At 73.5% G+C, this 22,459-nt stretch carries 19 protein-coding genes; 9 read left to right on the top strand and 10 right to left on the bottom strand.

Annotation, left to right across the window (positions count from 1 at the left end):
* Nucleotides 1-69 precede the first annotated feature (69 nt).
* From qcrC to D7223_RS03665, 4 genes are all read left to right on the top strand, one after another.
* Complete coding sequence (qcrC, locus tag D7223_RS03680; protein ID WP_120724745.1) at nucleotides 70-906, top strand: cytochrome bc1 complex diheme cytochrome c subunit; 837 nt, start codon at nucleotides 70-72, stop codon at nucleotides 904-906.
* 67 nt (nucleotides 907-973) lie between these two features.
* Nucleotides 974-2,062 carry a cytochrome bc1 complex Rieske iron-sulfur subunit gene (qcrA, locus tag D7223_RS03675; RefSeq protein ID WP_120724742.1) on the top strand — a complete coding sequence of 363 codons (1,089 nt, stop codon included), beginning with the start codon at nucleotides 974-976 and terminating at the stop codon, nucleotides 2,060-2,062.
* Nucleotides 2,059-3,690, top strand: a complete 1,632-nt coding sequence (qcrB, locus tag D7223_RS03670) for a cytochrome bc1 complex cytochrome b subunit (RefSeq protein ID WP_120724740.1) — start codon at nucleotides 2,059-2,061, stop codon at nucleotides 3,688-3,690. Before qcrA ends, qcrB begins: the two co-directional genes overlap by 4 nt.
* Nucleotides 3,691-3,971: 281 nt before the next feature.
* Complete coding sequence (locus D7223_RS03665) at nucleotides 3,972-4,643, top strand: DUF4142 domain-containing protein (protein ID WP_120724737.1); 672 nt, start codon at nucleotides 3,972-3,974, stop codon at nucleotides 4,641-4,643.
* 180 nt (nucleotides 4,644-4,823) lie between these two features.
* On the opposite strand, the gene D7223_RS03660 is transcribed toward D7223_RS03665, so the two are convergent.
* From D7223_RS03660 to D7223_RS03640, 5 genes are all read right to left on the bottom strand, one after another.
* On the bottom strand, nucleotides 4,824-5,111 hold the full coding sequence (locus tag D7223_RS03660; RefSeq protein ID WP_120724735.1) for an Lrp/AsnC family transcriptional regulator: 288 nt from the start codon (nucleotides 5,109-5,111) through the stop codon (nucleotides 4,824-4,826).
* A 36-nt stretch (nucleotides 5,112-5,147) separates the two neighbouring features.
* Nucleotides 5,148-6,068, bottom strand: coding sequence for a nucleotidyltransferase family protein (locus D7223_RS03655; RefSeq protein ID WP_120724733.1), 921 nt, complete (start codon nucleotides 6,066-6,068; stop codon nucleotides 5,148-5,150).
* Nucleotides 6,065-6,607 carry an NUDIX hydrolase gene (locus D7223_RS03650; RefSeq protein WP_120724730.1) on the bottom strand — a complete coding sequence of 181 codons (543 nt, stop codon included), beginning with the start codon at nucleotides 6,605-6,607 and terminating at the stop codon, nucleotides 6,065-6,067. Before D7223_RS03650 ends, D7223_RS03655 begins: the two co-directional genes overlap by 4 nt.
* A gap of 44 nt (nucleotides 6,608-6,651) precedes the next feature.
* Nucleotides 6,652-8,442: a RelA/SpoT family protein gene (locus tag D7223_RS03645; RefSeq protein WP_120724728.1), complete on the bottom strand. Its 1,791-nt coding sequence runs from the start codon at nucleotides 8,440-8,442 to the stop codon at nucleotides 6,652-6,654.
* Between the two features lie 130 nt (nucleotides 8,443-8,572).
* Entirely contained in the window at nucleotides 8,573-10,327 is a 1,755-nt protein-coding gene (locus D7223_RS03640; protein WP_120724726.1) for a DEDD exonuclease domain-containing protein, read from the bottom strand.
* Between the two features lie 127 nt (nucleotides 10,328-10,454).
* Here D7223_RS03640 and D7223_RS03635 point away from each other — a divergent pair, with 127 nt between their 5' ends.
* From D7223_RS03635 to D7223_RS03620, 4 genes are all read left to right on the top strand, one after another.
* Nucleotides 10,455-11,846, top strand: coding sequence for an NYN domain-containing protein (locus D7223_RS03635; protein ID WP_120724724.1), 1,392 nt, complete (start codon nucleotides 10,455-10,457; stop codon nucleotides 11,844-11,846).
* A 218-nt stretch (nucleotides 11,847-12,064) separates the two neighbouring features.
* Nucleotides 12,065-12,283 carry a hypothetical protein gene (locus tag D7223_RS03630; RefSeq protein ID WP_120724722.1) on the top strand — a complete coding sequence of 73 codons (219 nt, stop codon included), beginning with the start codon at nucleotides 12,065-12,067 and terminating at the stop codon, nucleotides 12,281-12,283.
* A 159-nt stretch (nucleotides 12,284-12,442) separates the two neighbouring features.
* Nucleotides 12,443-13,702 (top strand): M48 family metallopeptidase, encoded by a 1,260-nt coding sequence (locus tag D7223_RS03625; RefSeq protein WP_120724720.1) that lies wholly within the window; start codon nucleotides 12,443-12,445, stop codon nucleotides 13,700-13,702.
* Complete coding sequence (locus tag D7223_RS03620) at nucleotides 13,699-14,823, top strand: glycosyltransferase family 4 protein (RefSeq protein ID WP_120724718.1); 1,125 nt, start codon at nucleotides 13,699-13,701, stop codon at nucleotides 14,821-14,823. Before D7223_RS03625 ends, D7223_RS03620 begins: the two co-directional genes overlap by 4 nt.
* A 29-nt stretch (nucleotides 14,824-14,852) precedes the next feature.
* Here D7223_RS03620 and D7223_RS03615 read toward each other — a convergent pair whose 3' ends face one another.
* From D7223_RS03615 to D7223_RS03595, 5 genes are all read right to left on the bottom strand, one after another.
* On the bottom strand, nucleotides 14,853-16,640 hold the full coding sequence (locus tag D7223_RS03615; RefSeq protein ID WP_120725728.1) for a putative bifunctional diguanylate cyclase/phosphodiesterase: 1,788 nt from the start codon (nucleotides 16,638-16,640) through the stop codon (nucleotides 14,853-14,855).
* A 16-nt stretch (nucleotides 16,641-16,656) separates the two neighbouring features.
* Complete coding sequence (locus D7223_RS03610) at nucleotides 16,657-17,466, bottom strand: SAM-dependent methyltransferase (RefSeq protein WP_120724716.1); 810 nt, start codon at nucleotides 17,464-17,466, stop codon at nucleotides 16,657-16,659.
* Between the two features lie 133 nt (nucleotides 17,467-17,599).
* Nucleotides 17,600-18,268 (bottom strand): response regulator transcription factor, encoded by a 669-nt coding sequence (locus D7223_RS03605; protein ID WP_007072219.1) that lies wholly within the window; start codon nucleotides 18,266-18,268, stop codon nucleotides 17,600-17,602.
* 7 nt (nucleotides 18,269-18,275) lie between these two features.
* Complete coding sequence (locus D7223_RS03600; protein WP_120724714.1) at nucleotides 18,276-19,970, bottom strand: sensor histidine kinase; 1,695 nt, start codon at nucleotides 19,968-19,970, stop codon at nucleotides 18,276-18,278.
* A 14-nt stretch (nucleotides 19,971-19,984) separates the two neighbouring features.
* Complete coding sequence (locus D7223_RS03595; protein WP_120725726.1) at nucleotides 19,985-21,787, bottom strand: AMP-dependent synthetase/ligase; 1,803 nt, start codon at nucleotides 21,785-21,787, stop codon at nucleotides 19,985-19,987.
* Nucleotides 21,788-21,988: 201 nt separating this feature from the next.
* Between D7223_RS03595 and D7223_RS03590 the strand changes: the two genes are divergently transcribed.
* Nucleotides 21,989-22,444 (top strand): SRPBCC family protein, encoded by a 456-nt coding sequence (locus D7223_RS03590; RefSeq protein WP_120724712.1) that lies wholly within the window; start codon nucleotides 21,989-21,991, stop codon nucleotides 22,442-22,444.
* The last annotated feature ends 15 nt before the right edge of the window (nucleotides 22,445-22,459 follow it).

The following is a 22,459-nucleotide window of genomic DNA, read 5'->3' as shown; positions in this document are numbered from 1 at the left end:
TGGCGCGTCACGAACCGCGCCGCTGCTCCGTCCCCTGAGACAAGGTCCAACCGGTTAAGGACACAGGTCATGACTTCTGACAACGACCGCCGACGCGGTCTGCTCGCGCGGCTGCGCGAGCGGCCCGCGGCGCGCAGCAGGGGCCGCCGCCGGCTGGGTGCCGCGGTCCGGCTGTTCGCCGCGCTGATGCTGGCCGGCGGCGCCTACACCGTCTTCGCCCCCGGCGTGCAGGCGCAGGACAATCCGCCGCTGACCGGCGCCGCCGCCGAGGGCAAGGCGCTGTTCGACGTGAGCTGTGTGACCTGTCACGGTCGCAACGCGCAGGGTGTCGAGGGTCGCGGACCGAGCCTGATCGGCGTCGGCGCGGCCTCGGTGGAGTTCCAGGTGGGCACCGGTCGCATGCCGATGGCCCGCCAGGAGGCCCAGGCCATGCGCAAGCCGGAGCTGTTCACCGACGAGGAGGTCCGCCAGCTCGGGCAGTACATCCAGGAGCTGGGCGGCGGTCCGGTCGTCCCGGCGGGTGACAATCTTCACGAAGACGGGAACATCGCCGCCGGTGGCGAGCTGTTCCGGATCAACTGCTCGCAGTGCCACGCGTTCGGTGGTGGCGGCGGCGCCCTCTCCTCGGGCAAGTACGCGCCGAGCCTGGCCCCGGCCACCGACCGGCAGATCTACGCGGCGATGCTGAGCGGCCCGCAGAACATGCCGGTCTTCGGCGACAACCAGATCACGCCGGAGCAGAAGGCCGACCTGATCGCCTACATCCAGCAGACCCTGAAGACCGACCAGGACCCGGGTGGCTTCAACCTCGGTCGCTACGGCCCCTCCACCGAGGGCCTGGCGATCTTCCTGGTCGGCATCGTCGCGCTGGTCTTCGCCAGCCTGTGGATCGCGGGCAAGTCGTGATCGCCGGCAACGTGAGTACGATTGCGCTGGTGTCGCGCGTCGGCACCGTCCGTAGCGAGGTGACGGCATGACCACCCACACCGAGCACCAGACCCAGCCGGGTCGGGAGCCGCTCGACGTGCAGGACCCCCGGCTGAGCCAGTTCGACATCGTCCGCGAGGGCGCGCGCCGGGATGACATCGAGATCGTCCACTACGAGCCGCAGGTCGTTCCGGGCAGCAAGGCCGAGCGCCGACTGACCCGTACGGTCGCGTTGTTCTTCCTGCTCACCGGCCTGGCGGCGACCGCCTTCCTGGTGGTCTACATCTGGTGGCCGTGGCAGTGGGAGGCCGGCCGGGGCGGGGACAAGTGGTTCACCCCGCTGCTCGGCGTGACCCTGGGCATCTCCCTGCTGGCGGTCGGCTTCGGCATCCTGACCTGGGGCAAGAAGCTGCTGCCCAAGGAGGTCTCGATCCAGGACCGGCACGAGGGCGCGGTCAGCGAGGACGACCGGACCATCACCGGCCAGACCATGCTCTACATGGCCGACGAGCTGGGCGTGAAGCGCCGGCCGCTGCTCGGCATCTCGCTGCTGGCCGGTCTCGCGCCGGTCGGCGCGGTGGCCGCGGCCCCGCTGGTCGGTGGCCTGATCGAGCAGCCGCACAAGAACAACCAGATGTTCACCACCGGCTTCGCCCCGGCCGAGGGCGGCGGGAAGATCCGGCTGGTCCGCGAGGACGGCCGGCCGGTCCGCCCCGCCGACGTCAGCGCCGGCGGCCAGATCACCGTGTTCCCGGGTATCGACCACGGCGTGAGCAACCTGCACGCCGACTCGCCGGCCCTGCTGATCCACCTGCGCGAATCCGACGCCCAGGACGCGCGCCAGGCCAACGAGCGGATCGGTCACGGCGACTACATGTGGGGCAACTACGCCGCCTACTCGAAGATCTGCACGCACGCCGGTTGCCCGGCGAGCCTGTACGAGCAGCAGACCAACCGGCTGCTCTGCCCGTGCCACCAGTCGCAGTTCCTCATCACCGACAACGCGAAGCCGATCTTCGGCCCGGCCAGCCGGCGGCTGCCCCAGCTGCCGATCGAGGTCGACGCCGAGGGCTACTTCGTGGCGACGTCCGACTACACCGAGACCGTCGGGCCCGACTTCTGGGAGCGGCCGTGAAGCGGCGAAAGATTGACATGGCGGCCGTCCCGGGCAACGCCGCACGGGGAGTGGACGACCGCTTCCAGGTGGCGACCCCGCTGCGGCGGCTGCTGAACAAGGTCTTCCCGGACCACTGGTCGTTCCTGCTCGGCGAGATCGCGCTCTTCTCGTTCGTGATCCTGCTGCTGACCGGTGTGTTCCTGACCTTCTTCTACGAGCCGGCGATGACCGAGGTGGTCTACAACGGCAGCTACGCACCACTGCGGGGCACGCCGATGTCCGCCGCGTACGCCTCCAGCCTGGACATCTCGTTCGACGTCCGCGGTGGCCTGATCATGCGGCAGATGCACCACTGGTCCGCGCTGCTGTTCATGGCCGCGATCGTGGTGCACATGCTGCGGGTGTTCTTCACCGGCGCGTTCCGCAAGCCGCGCGAGACGAACTGGATCATCGGTTCGCTGCTGTTCTGGGTCGGCTTCCTGGCCGGCTTCACCGGCTACTCGCTGCCGGACGACGGCCTCTCCGGCACCGGCCTGCGGATCGCCTCCGCCATCATCCTCTCCATCCCGGTGATCGGTTCGTGGGTCTCCGCGGCGATCTTCGGCGGTGAGTTCCCCGGCACGATCATCATCAGCCGGTTCTTCATCGCCCACGTGCTGCTCATCCCGGGTCTGCTGGTCGCACTGATCAGCGTCCACCTGGGCCTGGTCTTCAAGCAGAAGCACACCCAGTGGCCCGGCCCCGGCCGGACCAACGAGAACGTGGTCGGCGAGCGGATGTTCCCGCGGTACGCGCTGAAGCAGGGCGGCTTCTTCATGGTCGTCTTCGGCGTCGTGGCGCTGATGAGCGGCCTGTTCCAGATCAACCCGATCTGGCTGTTCGGCCCGTACGAGGCGTGGGTGGTCTCGGCCGCCAGCCAGCCGGACTGGTACGTCATGTTCCTCGACGGCTCGACCCGACTGATGCCGGCCTGGGAGATCAACATCCCGATCGGCGACGGTTACGTGATCCCGCCGCTGTTCTGGCCGACGGTCGTCCTACCCGGCATCCTGGTGGCCCTGTCGACGTTGTACCCGTTCCTGGAGGCCCGGCACCTGAAGGACCGCAAGAGCCACAACCTGCTCCAGCGGCCCCGCGACGTTCCGGCCCGCACCGCGGTCGGCGCGATGGCGGTCTCCTTCTACGTCATCCTGACCCTCTCCGGGGCGAACGACGTGATCGCGGACAAGTTCCAGATCAGTCTGAACGCGATGACCTGGGCCGGCCGGGTCGGCCTGCTGGTGGTCCCGCCGCTGGCGTACTACGTCACCTACCGGATCTGCCTGGGCCTGCAGCAGCACGACCGGGAGGTGCTCGCCCACGGCGTCGAGACCGGCATCATCCGACGGCTGCCGGACGGCCGGTTCGTCGAGGTGCACCAGCCGCTCAGCGCGTCCAACGGGCACGCCGACGGTCACGGTGAGCTGGAGTACGTCGGGTGGGTCGTACCGAAGAAGATGAACCGGCTCGGTGCCCTCGGCCCGGCCATCCGGGGCTTCTTCTACCCGATCGAGAAGCCGGCCGAGGCGCCGGTCTCGCCGGGTCACCCGCCGGTCGAGCCCCGACCGGAACGCGAGGAGATCACCAGCGGAGAATCCCGCCGCTGACCCAGCGACACCCACGTGACGCCCGCCGGACCCGTTCCGGCGGGCGTCTCGCTGTCCCCACCCCGAAACGAGCCAGGGTCGCCGTGTCGCGCGATCTTGCACTATGTGTTGCCGTAAAAGGCGCTAAAGAGACATAAGAGTGTCCGAAAGTGCAAGATCGCGGGGGAGGGGGTGGGGCGGGGCGCGGCAGGGGGGTGGGGAGGGGTAGGGAGGGGCGGATGGCAGGAATAACCCCCGCCAGCCGGGTATGCGTGCGGTCCAACGTCTCAAGGGGGGGAAGCATGTTGGGTATCAAACGCCTGGGCCTGCTGGCCGCACTCGTGCTGGTGGGTATCGCACCCGCCGCGGCCGCACAGGCCGCGGTGCAGCCGTCGCAGCAGGACACCCAGTACCTGCAGGCGATCCATCAGGTGAACCTGTTCGAGATCACCGCCGGTGACCTGGCCCAGCAGAAGGGCCAGAACCAGGGGGTCAAGGACCTGGGCGAACGCTTCAAGACCGACCACACCCAGGTCGACCAGTCGGTGCAGGAGGTGGCCAACCAGCTCGGCGTCCAACTGCCGGCTGAGCCCACCGCCGACCAGCAGGCCGTCATCGACCAGCTGAACAACGCCAGTGGCGAGGAGTTCGACCGGCTCTGGGTGACCAGTGAGCTGGCCGGTCACGTCCAGGCCATCCAGGCCACCCAGACGGAGATCTCGCAGGGCTCCGAGCAGTCGGTGGTCCAGCTGGCGCAGACCGCGCTGCCGATCCTGCAGGCGCACTACGACGCGCTGGTGGAACTGGCCCAGCAGCTGGGCATCCCGGTTCCGCAGACCAGCGCCAGCGGTACCCCGAGCCCGGGTGCGACCACCCCGGCTCCGGGCGGCACCACCGAGACCCCGGCTCCGGGCGGCACCGAGTCGCCGGCTCCGGGCGGCACCACCGAGACGCCGGTTCCCAGCCAGAGCTGACGTCGGTCACCGACGACGGCCGGTCCGCCCCTCGGGGCGGGCCGGCCGCCGCGTGTCGGTACCGGGCCGGCCGCCGCGTGTCGGTACCGGGCCGGCCGCCGCGTGTCGGTACCGGGCCGGCCGCCGCGTGTCGGTACCGGGCCGGCCGCCGCGTGTCGGTACCGGGCCCGGCGTCCGTGGTCAGTCGGCGTTCGCGAGGCCGATCGCGAAGGCCTCCTCCAGGTCGTGCTGGGAGTACGCCCGGAAGGCGATGTGCGACTCGGTGTTCAGCACACCGGAAACCTTGGAGATGCGTCCGGCGATGACCTTCGCGATCTGCTCGAACTCCCGGACCCGGACCATGGCGATCAGGTCGACGTGACCGGCGACCGAGTAGACCTCGCTGACGCCGGGCAGGTCGGCCAGGGCCTCGGCCACCTCGGGGATCGAGTCGGTGGCGCAGTCGATCAGGACGATCGCGGTGATCACGGGTCGGTTCTCCGTTCGTCGGCGTCGTCGCTCATGCTAGAGGTTCCCCGGCCCCTGCGGCGCGGTGAGCGGCACGCCGGCGGGTACGGTCAGGTCGCCGTCGGCGCGGACCGCGTCGCGCAGGTGCTCGCCGTGGTGCACGACGGCGCCCGGCCAGACCACCGCACGGGTGACGTCACCGTGTACCACCGCGCCGGGGCCGACGACCGCCTCGCGACACCGCCCGGTCACCGTCGCGGTGGGGTCGACCAGGTTGCCGCCGCCGGCGGCGTGCCGGTTCGCGGCGAGGTAGTCGGTGGGGGTACCGGTGTCCAGGAACGTCCCCGGGTAGGGCACCACGGACAGCGCCCCGGCCGCCTCGGCCGGCCGCCAGACCGCGCGGACCAGATCGCCGAACTCCACCGGCAGGTCCCGCACCAGCCGCCAGGGCAGCAGCGAGAACCCGGTGAACTCGTGCCCGTCGAAGGTGCCCGGCGCGGTCGGGTCCGCCGCGGGCCGGCCGAGCAGGCGTACGCTCTCGCCGTCCCACCCGTGCAGCAACGCGGCGATGTCCGGTCCCGGTGGCGCCGCCGGGTCGGCCAGGTAGGCGTCGGCGTTGCCGACCAGGACGCCCCGCCCGCCGATCCAGTCCCGCAGCTTCGCCACGCCGCCGGCGGTCCCGAGCGGGCCGTCCGGCTCCACCGACCGGTACGCCCGCTCCCCGGTGTGGCGGACCACCTGGTCGGCCAGGTAGCTGGCGTTCACCGCCACCCGGTCCGGCCCGGCCAGCCCGAGCCCGGCGAGCCGGGCGAACGCCCGGTCGAGCAGCGGGACGTTCCCCACCGGGCAGAGCGCCTTGGGCACCCGCGCGGTCAGCGGCCGCAGCCGGGTGCCCTCACCCGCGGCGAGCACCACCGCGCAGACCTCGACGCCGGCCGGGGCCGCCGCGCCCGCCGGTGGGGCACCGGCGGTGGTCACGGCCGCTCGTCGGGCACCGGCGGCGGGAACTGCCCGGCCAGCGGCCCGATGTCGTAGTAGGCCAGCAGGCGCGCCGTCGGCCAGGTCAGCTTCGGCAGGTCGTCCAGCGGGTGCCAGGCGGCCTCGAACACCTCGGCGCCGTCGACCTTCAGCGCGGTGGTCGACGCCGGCACCGCCGCGGTGAACACCACGTCCACCCAACCCTTGTCGTGCACCACCGCGTTGGGTACCGCCGGGGTCAGCTGGCGCGGGGACAGCCGAATGCCGGACTCCTCGTACAGCTCGCGGGCCGCCCCCACGATCGGCGCCTCCCGCTTCTGGAGCAGCCCCGCGGGCAGTGTCCAGCCGTTGCCGGGAGGCTGGCGCAGCAGCAGGAGACGGCCGGCTCCCGCGGCCTCGGAGTCCCGGACCAGGGTGACCGCGCCGACGATGTACTTCGAGACGGCGAGCCGGACCAGCCGCCGCCGCACGGGCAGGGGCAGCCGGTAGAAGACCTGGTACGCGATGGCGCGGCCGGTGCGGCGGGAACGGGGGAGCATGGGTCCAGGCTAGTGGGCGGTGAGGAAGTCTCGGACCCGAGGCGTCACTGGCGGTGGTCGACCAGGTCGATGAGCTGCCGGACCACCTCGTCCGGCTCGATCACCCGGTCGAAGACCGCCACCAGCATCGTCTCCAGGTCGGGGTAGCCCAGCTCCTCGGAGAGCCGCAGCAGCGGCAGGTCGCTGGCGAGCCCGCGGTGGTGCGTCCGCAGCGCCAGCCCGATGGTGGCCCGTCCCAGGCGCACCTTGTCGATGATCGAGATGCCCGGCTCGGTGTGGTCGGCGAACCAGCGGTTGATCTGCATCTGCGCCTGTGGCGACTTGACGAAGCCCAGCCACTCCCGCCGGGGCCCGCGCGGGGCGGCGTCGGCCTCGAAGCCGCTGGTGGCGTCGGTCTCGGTGAAGATCTCCACCACGTCACCCTCGTCCAGTTCCGAGGACAGCGGCGCGAGCCGACCGTTGATGCGGGCGGCCAGGCACCGGTCGCCGCGCTCGGTGCCCAGCTCGTAGGCGAGGTCGACCGGCGTCGCACCGGCCGGCAGCACCACCTGACGACCGTCGGCGACGACCTGGATCTGCGCCTCGGCGAGGTCGCAGCGCAGCGACTCGAGGAACTGGGCCGGGTCGGCGGTGTCCTGCTCCCAGTCCAGGACCCGGCGCAGCCAGTCGAGCTGTTCGTTGCGGGCCGAGGAGCCGCTGCCGGTGCGCGGGAAGCGGAACTCGGCGGCGATGCCGTACTCGGCCGCGCGGTGCATCTCCGTGGTGCGGATCAGCACCTCCACCGTGCGGTCCTCCGGGCCGCGGACGCTGGTGTGCAGCGAGCGGTAGAGGTTGTTCTTCGGCGAGGCGATGAAGTCCTTGAACCGGCCGGGGACCGGTCGCCAGGTGCCGTGGACGGCGCCCAGGGCGGCGTAGCAGTCGGTGGGCGGCCCGTCCACCACGATGGCGATGCGGGGCAGGTCGAAGGGGCTGGGGTGGTCCCCGGCGACGGTGTCCTTCCAGATCGAGTAGAGGTGTCGGGGACGGGGCGTCACCTCCGCGTCGACCCGGCTGCGGCGCAGCGCGGTCTTCGCCCGGGCGACCACCGCGTCGAGGTACGCCTCCCAGCCCGGCCGGTCCCGCACGTGCCGCGCGATCCGGTCGTGCTCCTCCGGCTCCAGGTGCAGCAGCACCACGTCGTCCAGTTCCCGCTTGAGGGTCTGGATGCCCAGCCGGTCGCAGAGCGGGACCAGCACCTCCTGCGTCTTGCGGGCGATGCGTTCCCGGGAGGCGGCGGAGCGTACGCCGAGGGTCCGCATGTTGTGCAGGCGGTCGGCCAGCTTGATGATCAGTACCCGGACGTCCTTGCCGGCTGCGATGATCATCTTCCGGATCGTCTCGGCCTCGGCCGCCTTGCCGTAGAACGCCTTGTCGAACTTGGTCACCCCGTCGACGAGGTGGGCCACCTCCGGTCCGAAGTCCTCGGCGAGGGCCTGGAGCGTGTAACGCGTGTCCTCCACCGTGTCGTGCAGCAGCGCGGCGACCAGGGTCGTGGTGTCCATGCCCAGTTCGGCGCAGATCTGCGCGACGGCCAGCGGGTGGGTGATGTAGGGCTCACCGCTCTTGCGGAACTGCCCCCGGTGCATGTTCTCCGCGATGGTGTAGGCCCGGCGCAGCACTGCCGGGTCGGCGCCGGAGTGGATGGTCCGGTGCGCCCGGACGAGTTGGGCGACCGGGTCGCTGTCGGTGGTCGGCCAGGTGAGCAGTGACCGCAGCCGGCGGGTCAGGGGCAGCTCACCGGGCCGGGTCGGAAGGGCGCCCCCCAGGGCGGCGCCGTGTCCGGCGTCGACGTCCACGTGGGACACCTCCTCACCCCGGCCCCACGGCAGCCGGGAACCCGGCAACCGGGAGCAGGCCCACGAAACGGGCAGGACTGCACTTCTCTAACAGCCTAAGCGAGTCGACGTAGTCCGATCGGTCACTTGGTCATGAGCGTTCGGTCGAGAGTTGGTGGCCCGCCGCCCCCTCGGCCTTGCTGAGCAGGTCACGGAACCGGCCCGCGCCGGCGACCGGCGACGCCCAGCCGGAGGAGATCTCCACCAGACGGGTCTCGGGTCGCTCCAACCAGGACAGGATGCGCTCGCTCTCCTCGGCCGACGCGTTCGGCACCGGGCCGTGCCCCGGAAGGACCGTCTCGGCGGTGGCCCGGATCGCCGCGATCGTCGGTCGTGGATGGACACCCGGCGGGGACACCCCGGCGCCGGCCAACCGACCGTGCCGGACCAGCGCCAGCTCCCAACCGCCCCGGGCCGCCGGCCGGGCGGCGGCCAGCTCGGCGATGCCGCTGAGGGCGGCCAGGCGCTGCATGCGGACCGCCGCGCGCAGCACCGCGGCCAGCCGCGACCGCACCACCGCCGCCTCCTCGAAGCGCTGACCGCCGGAGAGCGTCTCGATCCGGGCCAGCAGGGCGTCCACCACGACCTGCGGGTCGCTGGCGGTCGCGGTGCGAAACGGCGTCACCGCGCGGGCGTCGTAGTCCTCGGGGGTGATCCGGTGCTGGCACGGCGCCGGGCAGCGACCCAGCTCGGCCAGCGCGCAGGCCGGTGTCGTCGTGCGCAGCGACAGCCGGTGGGTGCACTGGCGCAGGGCCAGCGCGTCGTGGAAGCCGGCGGCGGCCAGCTCGGCGACCCGGCGCGAGGCGAACGGCCCCAGGTAGGCGTCGTCGCCGGGAGCCAGGTTGCGGACCACCGAGAGCCGGGGGAACGGCCCGTCGGTCAGTTTCAGCCAGACCACCCGCTCCGGGAACTTCGACCGCCGGTTGTACGGCGGGGCGTGCGCGCCGATCAGCCGCAGCTCCCGGACCTCCGCCTCCAGCGAGTGGGCGCACTCGACCGCCTCCACCCGCTCGGCGGCGGCCAGCATCTCCGAGATCCGGGCCCGCTTCTCGGCGGCGGTGAAGTAGCTGCGTACCCGGGTGGCGATGTCCACCGAGGTGCCGACGTAGAGCGGGCGGTCGTCGGCGGCCCGGAAGATGTAGACCCCGGGGACCTTCGGCAGCCCCTCGGCCAGGTGCCGCTTGCGTCGCTGGGTCGGGGTGACCGCCCTGGCGAACTCGATGGCGTCACCGATGGTGTCCACCCGGTGGCCGCCGAGGCGGGCGATCAGCCCGTGCAGCACGTCCACGGTGGCCTTGGCGTCGTCCAGCGCGCGGTGCGTCGGCCGGGTCGCGGTGCGGAAGTAGGCCGCCAGGGTGCCCAGCTTCCGGTTGGGCACCTCGTCGCGGGTCAGCACCCGCCGGGCCAGCGCGGCGGTGTCCAGGACCCGGGGATTGGGCCAGCGGTAGCCGTGCCGGGCGCAGGCCGCCTTCAGGAAGCCGACGTCGTAGGGGGCGTTGTGCGCCACCAGCACGGCGTCGGCGACGAACTCCAGGAAACTCGGCAGCACCTGCTCGATCGGCGGAGCCGGCACGAGCATGGCCTGGGTGATGCCGGTGAGCACGGTGATGAACGGCGGGATCGGCACGCCGGGGTTGACCAGGGTGGCGAGCACCCCCAGCTGCTCGCCGCCGCGGACCTTCACCGCGCCGATCTCGGTGATGCCACCGCCGTCCGGTGCGCCGCCGGTGGTCTCCAGGTCGACCACCACGAACGTCGTCGCGTACAGCGGCAGCGCCGGATCGACCCCGCCGGTGACCGGGTCGAGACCGGCCAGCGACTCCTGGACGTACTCCTGTGCTGCCATCGCGGGCACGCTAGCGGTCCGGTCCGACACTCCCGTCCCAGCGGTCCCAGGGGTCACCACCCGTCTAGGATGAGAGATCGGCTCACTCACCCGGCGGTGGGCCCGGTCGCGGTGGGAGACTTGCCACATGCCCCTCACCGAGCCGTACGACGACCTCCCCCGGGAGGACCCGGTCGCCGGCACGCCCGACGACGGTGGGGGCGCCGTCGGGGAGCCGGAGCCCGTCCTGCCGGAACCGGTCCGCCAGCGCATCGTGGCGCTCACCGCCGCCGCGCTGCCCGGGCTGCCCGCCGACGAGGTGCCGGTGCCGTTGCGGCGGGTGGCGAAGTTCGCCCCCAACCGGCGGGCCCGCCTCGGCGCACCCGTCATCGCCGCCCAGCTCACCGCCGACCCGCTGTTCCGGCAGCGGATCACCGCCCGGGTGCTGGCCGACGCCGGTGACCTGGGCGCGGCCGTCCTGGACGGCACCGCGCCGGCCGCCGCCGACCCGGTCGAGGTGGCCGCCCTGTCCTACCTCGCCCGGCCGCGCGGCTGGCGCGACCTGATCGAGGCCAGCGGTGCCGCGGTCCGTGCCGAGGCGGACAGCGCGGTGGTCGCCGAGCTGGTCCGGGAGGCCGAGCAGCGCGCCACCCGCGCCGAGCACGACCGGGCGGTGGCCCGGGTGGAGGCGGAGAAGCTGCGTGACGAGCTGGCCCGGGTCCGCGAGGAGCTGGGTCAGTTGCGCGAGGAGAACCGGCAGCTGGGTCGTTCCCTGCGGGAGATCCAGGCCCGGGAGCGCCGGGCCACCGAACTGCTGGCGACCGAGCGGGGGCGCGCCTCGCGGGCGACCGCCGACGCCGACGCGGAGCTGCGCCGGGCGCGGGCCCGGCTGGCCGAGGCGGAGGCCGCCGCCGGCGTCGCCCGGGCCAGCGCCAAGGAGGCCCGCTCGGTGGACGACGCCCGGCTCTGGCTGCTGCTGGAGACCATCGGGCAGGCCGCCGTCGGGTTGCGCCGGGAGCTGGCGCTGGACCCGGTGGAGAAGATGCCGGGCGACTTCGTGGCCGACGCGTTCGCCGACCAGTCCGCCACCACGGCGACCGGTACGGCGGCACGGGCCCGGGACACCGACGACCCCGCCCGGCTGGACCAGCTGCTCGCCCTGCCCAGGGCGCACCTGGTGGTGGACGGCTACAACGTCACCAAGCGCGGGTTCGGCGAGATGTCCCTGGAACAGCAGCGCAAGCGGCTGATCACCGGTCTGGGTGGGATCGCCGCGCAGACCGGCGACGAGGTCACCGTGGTCTTCGACGGCGCGGAGCGGATGCACGGCCTGCCGCCCACCCCGCGCGGGGTGCGGGTGCTCTTCTCGCGCAAGGGGGAGACCGCCGACGAGCTGATCCGGCGCCTGGTCCGCGCGGAGCCGTCCGGCCGGCCGGTGGTCGTGGTCTCCTCGGACCGGGAGGTCGCCGACGGCGTACGCCGGCACGGCGCCTACCCGCTCGGCGCCGACTCGCTGCTGCGCCGCCTGGCCCGCTCCTGAGGACGCGCCGGCCGGCGCCCGCGGGACCCTCCTCCGCTCCGGTGCGGACCTTGGCCGGAATTGGCCCCTCCAGGGGCGGTTGCCTACCAAGATCCGGGTTGGGCGGTGACTGCCCGGTTCTTGTCGTACCCGGCGGTTAGCGTCGATGTGACCGACGGTGTTCGGGTGGCGACGGCGCTCGCCCCCCCGCGCACCGCCAGCGCTTCCGAGGAGGCGAGATGCTGATCGACTGCGACCGGTGCGGGATCCGGGGTGACGGCTGTTCCGGCTGCCTGGTGACCGCGCTGTTCGACGCGGACTCGGCGACCGCCGGGCTGGGCGACGCCGAGGCCCGGGCGATCGAGGTGTTCGCCCGGGCCGGCTTCGACGTCGAGGTGCTGCCGGCGCCGCGTCCGCCGGCCCGGCGGGCCGACCGCCGCCGCCACCGGGCGGCCTGACCCGGGCCGGTCACCGGTCGGCTCGTGGCGGCGCGCCGGCTCGTGATCGCCGGGATCGGCGGTCGCACTACGATGGGCGCGCCGGGCGGGAGGAGCGGGGATGACCGGGGTAGGACCGATGGCCGGGAGACGCGCTCCGGATCCCGACGGGGCGACCCGTTGAGCCCGCGTGGCTGGGCGGTCCTCACCCTGGGCGTGCTGGTGGTGGCGCTGGTCCTGGCCGCCGCCCTGCTGATCCCGTGGAACCGGCCACCGGCCCCCCGCGCCGACCAGCTCGCCGCGCTCGGTGAGCTGCCCACCGAGCAGGTCGCCCGGGGCCGGGAGTTCCGTGCCGCGCTGCGCCCCGGCACCTGGACCGCGCTGGCCGTCGGCCTGCTGGTGGCCCTCGCGCTCGGTCTCACCCCGCTGGGCGGCCGCCTGGTCGAACTCGCCGGTCGCCCCTTCGGTGGCCACTGGGCCGCGCAGGCGGTGTTCGGCGGTCTCGCCGTGGTGCTCGTCGCCGACCTGGTGACCCTCCCGTTCGCCGCCTGGCGGCAGTCCGTGCTCACCCGCTACGGGCTCAGCACCAACGGCTGGGGCGGCTGGGCCGTCGACCTGCTCAAGTCGTACGCGGTGAGCGCGGTCATCGGCGCGGTCGCGCTGCTCGGGTTCTACACCGTCATCCGGCTCGCCCCCCGCTGGTGGTGGGCGTTCGGCGCCGCCGGGGCGGCCGGCCTGGTGGTCCTGCTCTCCTTCGTCCTGCCGGTGCTCGTGGAGCCGGTGTTCAACAGGTTCACCCCGATGGAGCAGGGACCGCTGCGCACCGAGCTGACCGCGATGGCCGCGCGGGACGGCGTACCGGTCCGGGACGTGCTCGTCGCCGACGCGTCCCGGCGCACCCGGGCGGTCAACGCGTACGTCTCCGGGCTCGGTCCCACCCGCCGGGTGGTGGTCTACGACACCCTGCTGCGCGAGGCGACCCCGGCCGAGGTCACCGCCGTGGTGGCACACGAACTGGGCCACGCCAAGGACTCCGACGTCGCCGTCGGCACGCTGACCGGCGCGCTCGGCGCCGGCGCGGCCGTCGTCGCGCTCTACCTGCTCGGCTCGTCCCGCCCGCTGCTGCGGCTGGCCGATGTCGACTCCGTCGCCCAACCCCGCGCGTTCCCGCTGCTGCTCGCCCTGGTCACCGTCGCCGGGCTGGTCTCCGCGCCGGTGCAGGCCCTGATGTCCCGCCGGGTGGAGGCGCGGGCCGACGCGCACGCCCTCGCGCTCACCGGCGACCCGGCCGCCTTCGAGGCGATGCAGCGCCGGCTCGCCGGCATCAACCTCGCCGACCCCGACCCGCCCCGCTGGGAATACCTCTACTCGGCCAGCCACCCGTCCACCGTCGAGCGGATCGCCGCCGCCCGCGCCCACGCCCGGGAGCTCGGCCGATGAGCCGCACGTTGCTGGTGACCAACGACTTCCCGCCCCGCCCCGGCGGGATCCAGTCCTTCGTGCACAACCTGGCGGTACGCCAACCCACCGGCTCGGTGGTGGTCTACACGTCGTCCTGGCGGGACGCGGAGAAGTTCGACGCGGAGCAGCCCTTCGAGGTGATCCGGGAACGGACCAGGGTGCTGCTGCCCACCCCCCTGGTGGCCCGGCGGGCGGCGCGGCTGGCCCGCGCGTACGACTGCGACACCGTGTGGTTCGGCGCGGCGGCGCCGCTCGGGCTGCTCGCCGCCGGCCTGCGCCGGCGGGCCGGCGTCCGGCGGGTGGTCGCGCTGACCCACGGCCACGAGGTCGGCTGGGCCGCCCTGCCCGGCGCGCGGCGGGCGCTGCGCCGCATCGGCCAGGGTGTGGACGTGACCACCTACCTCGGCGAGTACACCCGGGTGCGGCTGGAGCGGGCGCTGCACGGGGTGACCGACCTGCGCCGGCTCGCGCCCGGCGTGGACACCGACACCTACCACCCGTCGGTGGACGGCGAGCCGGTCCGGCTACGCCTCGGGCTCGCCGACCGGCCGGTGGTGGTGTGCGTGTCCCGCCTGGTGCCGCGCAAGGGCCAGGACATGCTGATCCGCGCGCTGCCGGAGATCCGCCGCCGGGTTCCCGACGCGGCGCTGCTGATCGTCGGCGGCGGCCCCTACCGGGCGACGCTGGAGAAGCTGGCCCGGCAGTCCGGGGTGGAACGGGACGTGGTCTTCACCGGCTCGGTGCCGACCGCCGAGTTGCCCGCCCACTACGCCGCCGGCGACGTGTACGCGATGCCCTGCCGCACCCGCAACCGCGGTCTCGACGTGGAAGGGCTGGGCATCGTCTACCTGGAGGCGTCGGCGACCGGACTTCCGGTGGTGGCCGGCGACTCCGGCGGCGCGCCGGACGCGGTCCGGGAGGGGGAGACCGGATACGTGGTGCCCGGCCGGGACGTCGCCGCGCTCGCCGACCGGGTGGCGACCCTGCTCGCCGACCGGGACCTGGCCCGCCACCTGGGCGCCGCGGGGCGGGCATGGGTCGAACGCGAGTGGCGCTGGGAGACCCAGGCCCAGCGCCTGACCACCCTCCTGAGGGGCTGACACCGCCCCGGACCGCACCGCGGGCGGCGTCAGGTCAGCCGGGCCAGAAGTCGGTCGGCGGGCTCGGGGCGGCCGAAGTGCCAGCCCTGCCCGGCGTCGCAGCCGATCGCGCGGAGCCGTTCGGCCTGACCTGCGGTCTCCACCCCCTCGGCGGTGACGGTGAGGTCCAGCGCGTGCGCCAGCGAGACCAGCGAGGCCAGGATGCGCTCGTCGGCCCGGCCGCCCGGCGCGCGCAGCCCGGCCACGAACTCCCCGGCCACCTTCAGCTCCGTCACCGGCAGCTCGCGCAGGTAGGCCAGGTTGCAGTAGCCGGTGCCGAAGTCGTCGATCGCGATCCGTACGCCCAACTCGGCCAGGTGCCGCAGGGCGCGGACCGGCTCCTCGGCGGTGCTCATCATGGTGCTCTCGGTGATCTCCAGCTGAAGCCGCCGCGGGGGCAGGTTCGTCCGGTCCAGCAGGTCGCGCACCTGTTGCACCAGACCGGGGCGGTGCACCTGCCGCACGGCCAGGTTGACGCTGACGAACGGCGCGTCCGCCGAGGTCGCCGCCCAGCGCTCCGCCTCGCGGCACGCCTCGGCCAGCACCCAGCCGCCCAGCGGGACGATCAGCCCGCTCTCCTCGGCCAGCGCGATGAAGCTGTCCGGCCGCAGCACGCCCAGCTCGGGATGCCGCCACCGGACCAGCGCCTCGGCGCCGACCACCCGGCCGTCGCGCAGCGACGTCAACGGCTGGTAGTCCAGGTAGAACTCGCCCCGCTCCAACGCGGCCGGGATCGCCGCGGACAACGCGTACCGGGCCAGCTCGCGGCGGTCCCGCTCGGCGTCGTACAGCTCCCAGCGGCCCCCACCGGCCGCCTTGGCCCAGTGCAGCGTGCTGTCGGCGGCCCGCATGAGGTCCCCCGGTGAGGCGCCGGCGACCTGCCGCTCGACGATGCCCAGGCTGGCGGTGACGGTCAGCTCGTGCCCGTCCACCGGGGCCGGTTCGCGCACGGCGGCCAGGGCCACCTCGGCCACCTCGATCATGTCGCGGGTCCCGGCGCTGCGCTCGACCAGCACGACGAACTCGTCGCCGCCGAGCCGGGCCACCAGGTGCCCGTCCAGGGCCCGGCGGAGCCGGTCGCCGACCGCGCCGAGCAGGGCGTCACCGACCTGGTGTCCGTGCGCGTCGTTGACCACCTTGAACCGGTCCAGGTCCAGGAAGCACAGGCCGACACGTTCGGCGCCGCGCCCGGGGGCGTTGACGGCCGCGGCGAGACGCTCGGTGAACAGCGTCCGGTTCGGCAGGCCGGTCAGCGAGTCGTGGGTGGCCTGGTGCCGGAAGCGGGCCTCGCTCTCGCGTAGCGCCCGCTCCGCCTGGGTGCGCGCCGCCATCGCCGCCCGACGGATCGACTCCTGCTCGTCCAGCGTCCGGTCCCGCAGGGCGCGGGCGTACCCGGTGGCGACCGCCCCCAGCAACCGGGCCATCCGGTCCTCGACGTCCTCGCCGACCAGCCCGAGGTCGCGGACCAGGCGCAGCTGGAGCACCTCGGCGGTGCGGCCCAGCCCCTCGGCGGAGGCGACGTGCGCGGCCACCAGCTCGGCGCCGATCCGCTGGCCGGTCCGCAGGTCGAGCGGCTCGGCGAGTAGCGCCGCCGCCAGCCGGACGGTGAAGCCGTGCAGCAGCGCCTCCAACTGCGCCTGGGTCAGCGGCAGGTAGCTGGTGCCGGCGACCGCCTTGGCCCAGGCGCGGGCGAAGGTCTGCGCGCCGGACGACGTCCGGGTCCGGCCGGGCGGCGTACCGGCGGGTGCCGGAGCGCCGGGCCGGGCGACGACCGGCACGGTCACCCCGGACCGCTCACCCACCGAGCCACCCGAGGCCGCCGATGAAGCCCGACCGTTCGGCGTCCTCGGCGCTGTCCGGGGACTCCGGCCGCCACTGCGGCACCCACACCACGCCGGGCTCGACCAGCGTGAAACCGTCGAAGAAGGCGGCCAGCTCCCGGCGGCTACGAATCCACAGAGGATTGTCGGTGCGCCGGTAGACGGCCTCGGCCTCGGCCCGCTCCGCGTCGGGACGCCCGTCGTCGCTGGCCTGGGAGAGCACCAGCGCGCTACCGGGCGCGAGGGCGTCCCGGAGGGTACGCAGCAGCTCGGCGGGACGGTCGTCGTCGGAGACGAAATGCAGCACCGCCACGACCAGCACCGCCACCGGCTGGTCGAAGTCGATCAGTCGGCGCACCTCGGGGTGGCCGAGGATGCGCTCGGGGTGGCGCAGGTCCTCCTGCACGACGACGGTCGACTCGTCGGAGTCGAGCAGCTCGCGGCTGTGCGCCACCGCGACCGGGTCGACGTCGACGTAGACCACTCGCGCGTCCGGTACCAGCCGCTGGGCGATCTCGTGCACGTTGCCGACGGTGGGGATGCCCGAGCCGATGTCGAGGAACTGGCGGATGCCCTGCCCGGCGAGGAACTGCACCGCCCGGCGCAGGAAGGCCCGGTTGGCCTGGGCCATCAGCGGCGCCTCCGGAATCGCGGCCACCATCGCCTGGGCCGCCGCCCGGTCCGCCGCGAAGTTGTGCGAGCCGCCGAGGTAGTAGTCGTACATCCGGGCGACGCTGGGGCGCTCGATGTCGATCCCGTCGGGTGCCCACTCCGGACGCCGCAATGCCCTCACCCCTTCGCCGCACGCGGAGGCCGCGTCGCTCGGGAGACCATAGCCTGCCTCCGCGTCGGTCAGGTAAACCGGTCGATGAACGCGACCGCGCCCGCCCACTGGGCGGGCGCGGTCGGGAAGCGGGTCAGAACTTCGGAGCGTCCGGCGCCTCGAGCAGGCCCAGCCGCAGCGCGGTCATCAGGGCCTGCGCCCGGTTGGCCGCGCCGAGCTTCTCGTAGAGCTTCGAGATGTGCGTCTTGGCGGTGGACTCGCTGACGAAGAGCTGCTTGGCGATGCCGGCCACGCTCATGCCGTCGGCGAGCAGCCGCAGCACCTGCCCCTCGCGGGGCGACAACTGGGGTCCCGACGGCGCGAGCCGGCGCTTCATCGCCTCGGCCAGGTCGGCCGCGGTGAAGGCGCTGGGGGAGGAGGCGGCGTGCCGCGCGGCGGCCACCACCTCGTCGGCGGGGGCGGTCTTCGGCACGAAGGCGCTCGCCCCAGCCTCCAGCGCACCGAAGAGCTGGTCGTCGCCGGCGTACATGGTGAGCACGACGATGCCCATCGACGCGCTGGACTTGCGCAGCGCCCGGGTGGCCTCCAGGCCGCTGCCGTCGGGCAGCCGCAGGTCCATGATCACCACATCCGGCTGGAGCGCACCGGCCTGGCGCACGCCCTCCGCCGCGGTGGCCGCCTCGCCGACGACCTCGAACTGCCGGTCACGCTCGAACGCGTGCCGCAGACCCTTGCGGATCAGGTCGTGATCGTCGACAAGGAGGACCTTGGTGCGGGTGGCCGGTGTCGGACTTGTGGTCATCCTCGGGTTACTCCCCTTCTGCTGCCGCTGCGCTACCGCGCAGGTTATCGCGCCGGGGTGACGAACCGACCACCACCGCCACGGTCGTGCCGCTGGGCTGCCGCGGCCTGATCTCCAACCGGCCCCGGATACGTTCCGCCCTCTCGGCCATGATCGCAAGACCGTAGTGCCCGTCCGGGCGCTGGTCACCGATCCCGTGACCGTCATCCGACACTTCGATCTGCGCGTACGGGGGGTCCACCTCGCAGGTGACCCAGAGGTTCGCCGCCCCGGCGTGCTTGCGCGCGTTGGTCACCGCCTCCTGGGCGATGCGCAGCAGCTCGGCCTCGGTGGCGGCGGGCAGCCGGGCGGTGGACTCGTCCAGGGACAGGTGCACCCGCAGGCCACCGGAGGCGCCGACGGTGCGGGCGTACTCGGCGATCGCGGCGGCCAGGCCGCCCTGCCGGTCGACCTCGCTGCGCAGCTCGAACAGGCTGAGCCGCAGCTCCTGGATCACCCGGGTCACCTCCTGGCGCAGCAGGCGCAGCGACTCCTCGGTCTCGGCGGCGTCGGAGTGGACCGTGGCCAGGGCGTTGTCGATGCCGTAACCGACCATCACCAGCTCCTGGGCGACCCCGTCGTGGATCTCCCGGGCCAGCCGCTGCCGCTCCTCGTTGGTGGCCAGCGAGCGCACCTCGTCGAAGAGCAGCGCCGCCTCCAACCGCAACGCGGCCGGGCTGGTCAGCCCGGTCACCCGGGACACCACCGGGGCCGGGTACGCCTGCGCCGCGTCCGCCTCCAGGACCACCAACCCGACCGTACGCACACCGGCCACCAGCGGGACGATCAGCGCGGAGACGTCGCCCCCGCGGTGCGAGCGGGACTGGGAGCGGGCCGCGGTCTGCGGCTGCTGGCTGGCCCACGCGTCGGCGATGGCCGAGTCGGCGTCGAGCGTGGTCTCCCAGTCCACCCGGTCCGCGCCGATCTGGGCGAGCACCACCAGCCGGCCGCCGCCGCTGGCCGACAGCACCGCCCCACGGTCGGTCGGGGCGACGGTGCGCAGCTCCTCCAACAGGTGCTCGGAGATGCCGCCCGGGTCGAGGGTGGCGCCGGGCAGCTGGCGGGCGACCGTGCGCAGCTGGGTGAGCAGCCGGGTCGCCTCGGCGTACGGCTGGGGCTTGCCGTCGCCGCGCGCCTGCATCACCCGGTGCAGCGTGCCGGCGGCGTAGAGGCCGAGACCGGCGAGGATCAGCCACTGGGCGCAGACCGCCAGGTAGCCGATCTGGCCGATCTGCCGTTCCCCGCCCACCTCGGTGAGCGCCCCCGCCACCAGCAGGGTCGCCGCGGTCACCGCGAGCAGCGCGGCGCCCTCGCGGAACCGGCGGCGCAGCGCGGTGACCGTCACCGGCACCGCCAGGTACGGCAGGACCGCCGACGCGCCCAGACCGCCGATCTCACCGCCGATGGTGGCCACGGCCGCCACCTGGCTCGCGGCCAGGCCGAGCACGAGCACCTCGGCCACCCGGCTGAGCGGGCCGAACAGCGGGTGCTCCGGTGCCATCAGGGCGGGCAGCCCGGCCACCGCCAGCAGCACGATCCACCACAGCTGGGTGACGTCGTGCGTGGCGAACAGGGTCAGGACGGCGACCAGCGCCAGCATCACCACGCGCGCGGCGGTGGCGAGGGGATGGGGATGCGGCCGGGTGGGCGTCGAGGCGGGCACGTGACGGATCGTAGTCAGCCTCGGTAGATGTCGGCGATCTCCGCCGCGTACGACTTGTGCACCACCTGCCGCTTGACCTTCAGCGACGGGGTCAGCTCGCCGGTCGCCTCGGTGAAGTCGTGCGGCAGGACCCGGAACACCTTGATCGCCTCGGCCTTGGAGACCAACTGGTTGGCGGCGTCGATCGCGCCCTGGATCTCGGCGCGCAGTTTCTCGTGGTCGCGCAGCCGCTCGACCGGCGTGTCGGCCGGCAGGCCGGACTGCTCCAGCCACTTCGGCAGCGCCTCCTCGTCGACGGTGACCAGCGCCGCGATGAACGGCTGCCGGTCGCCGACGACCACGCACTGGCTGATCAGCGGGTGGGCGCGGACCTGGTCCTCGAGCACGGCCGGGGCGACGTTCTTGCCGGCCGCGGTGACGATGATCTCCTTCTTGCGGCCGGTGATGCTGAGGAACCCGTCGTTGTCGAGCTGTCCCAGGTCCCCGGTGCGGAACCAGCCGTCGGCGGTGAGCGCCTCGGCGGTGGCGGTGTCGTTGCGCCAGTAACCCTGGAAGACCAGGTCACCGAGGATCAGGATCTCGCCGTCGTCGTCGATGCGGATGGTCACCCCGGGCAGCGGCCGGCCGACGGTGCCGATCCGGGTGCCGGTGGGCAGGTTCGCGGCGGCGGCGGGGGAGGTCTCGGTGAGGCCGTAACCCTCCAGGACGGTCACCCCGATGCCCCGGAAGAAGTGCCCCAGCCGGGCGCCGAGCGGCGCGCCGCCGGAGATCGCGTCGCGGCAGCGGCCGCCGAGCGCGGCGCGCAGCTTGCCGTAGACCAGCCGGTCGAACACCGCGTGCTGCGCGCGCAGCGCCAGGCCCGGCCCGGCCGAGGTCTCCAGGGCCTCGCTGTACGCGATGGCGACCGCCTCGGCCCGGGCGAAGATCTTGCCCTTGCCGTCGGCCTCGGCCTTCTGCTTGGCCCCGTTGTAGACCTTCTCGAAGACCCGGGGCACCGACAGCACGAAGGTCGGTTTGAACTCCTGCAACTCGGCGACCAGGTTCGTGGTGTCCGCGCAGTGCGCCATCGTCGCCCGGGCCTGGACGACGCCGATCTGGATCAGCCGGGCGAAGGCGTGCGCCAGCGGCAGGAACAGCAGGGTCGAGGCGCCCTCGCGGAACAGGTTCGGCAGCACCGGCACGGCGTTGGCGATGTCGGCGTACATGTTGCGGTGGGTGAGCACGCAGCCCTTGGGACGGCCGGTGGTGCCGCTGGTGTAGATGATGGTGGCCAGGTCGCCGGCGAGGACGGCCTTGCGCCGCCGCTCGATCTCCGCCGGCTCGACGGTCGCCCCGGCGGCGGTCAGCTCGTCCACCGCGCCCAGCTCGATCTGCCAGACGTGCTCCAGCTCGGGCAGCCGGTCCCGGACACCGGCGACCAGGGTGGCGTGGGCGGTCGACTCGACGACGCAGGCCACCGCGCCGGAGTCGGCCAGGATCCAGGCGGCCTGCTCGGCGCTGGAGGTCTCGTAGATCGGCACGGTCACCGCGCCGGCCGCCCAGATCGCGTAGTCGAGCAGGGTCCACTCGTAGCGGGTGCGGCTCATCAGCGCCACCCGGGCGCCCGGCTGCACGCCGGCCGCGACGAGGCCCCGGGCCACCGCGACGACCTCGTCCCGGAACTGCCCGCAGGTGACCTCGACCGTGGGCCGGCCGTCGGCGTCGGGACGGACGAACTGCACCGCGTCCGGGGCGGCCTCGGCGTTGTCCCAGACGGGGTCGGTGAGGTTGGCCGCGTCGCCGACGGTGACGATCGGCGGGACGGAGAACTCGCGCACCTGCACTCCCTCGTGCTCACACTGACCAGGCCGGCCGCCTCCCGGCAGGGGGGTCGGCCATGTCGAAACCTACCCGCCCACCCGGCCGGGGCGAAGAGGCAGGCCCACGCACCCTGCCCGGGAAGGGGCCGGCGGCGGGCGGGTGCGGCGTGCCGGGGGCGGCGCGGGGCAGGTGCTGCGCCCGGCGGGTAGCCTCCCCCCATGGCGGACTCCACCACCCAGTCGATCATCATCGGCGCGTCACCGGAACGGGTGGCGGCGGTCATCTGCGACTTCCCGAGCTACCCCGAGTGGTCCGAGGCGATGCGGCGGGTCGAGGTGGTCGAGGAGTACGAGGACGGCTACGCCAGTCAGGTCCGGTTCACCATCGACGCCGGGGTGATGGCCGACGAGTACGTGTTGGCGTACGCGTACGCCGAGGACCTCTCCCGGATCGAGTGGCACCTGGTCGCGCCGTCGAAGATGCAGCGTTCCCAGCAGGGGTCGTACGACCTTCAGGGGCACCCGGACGGCACCACGACGGTGACCTACACGCTGGAGGTCGAGCTGTCGGTGGGGATGCTGGGCATGTTCCGTCGCAAGGCCGAGAAGATGATCATGGATACCGCGTTGAAGCAGCTCAAGCGCCGGGTAGAAGCACCCGGTGCGGCGCACTGACGCGGCCGGTGGCGC

The sequence above is a fragment of the Micromonospora endolithica genome, from assembly GCF_003626595.1.
In the GTDB taxonomy this organism is placed as follows: Bacteria; Actinomycetota; Actinomycetes; order Mycobacteriales; family Micromonosporaceae; genus Micromonospora; species Micromonospora endolithica.
Note: the sequence above shows the minus strand (reverse complement) of the source record. Positions and strands in the feature narration are given on the sequence as shown.

Coding starts and splice junctions, on each gene's coding strand:
- qcrC (WP_120724745.1), top strand. CDS start 70: ATGACTTCTGACAACGACCGCCGACGCGGTCTGCTCGCGCGGCTGCGC.
- qcrA (WP_120724742.1), top strand. CDS start 974: ATGACCACCCACACCGAGCACCAGACCCAGCCGGGTCGGGAGCCGCTC.
- D7223_RS03665 (WP_120724737.1), top strand. CDS start 3,972: ATGTTGGGTATCAAACGCCTGGGCCTGCTGGCCGCACTCGTGCTGGTG.
- D7223_RS03650 (WP_120724730.1), bottom strand. CDS start 6,607: ATGCTCCCCCGTTCCCGCCGCACCGGCCGCGCCATCGCGTACCAGGTC.
- D7223_RS03640 (WP_120724726.1), bottom strand. CDS start 10,327: ATGGCAGCACAGGAGTACGTCCAGGAGTCGCTGGCCGGTCTCGACCCG.
- D7223_RS03635 (WP_120724724.1), top strand. CDS start 10,455: ATGCCCCTCACCGAGCCGTACGACGACCTCCCCCGGGAGGACCCGGTC.
- D7223_RS03630 (WP_120724722.1), top strand. CDS start 12,065: ATGCTGATCGACTGCGACCGGTGCGGGATCCGGGGTGACGGCTGTTCC.
- D7223_RS03620 (WP_120724718.1), top strand. CDS start 13,699: ATGAGCCGCACGTTGCTGGTGACCAACGACTTCCCGCCCCGCCCCGGC.
- D7223_RS03605 (WP_007072219.1), bottom strand. CDS start 18,268: ATGACCACAAGTCCGACACCGGCCACCCGCACCAAGGTCCTCCTTGTC.
- D7223_RS03590 (WP_120724712.1), top strand. CDS start 21,989: ATGGCGGACTCCACCACCCAGTCGATCATCATCGGCGCGTCACCGGAA.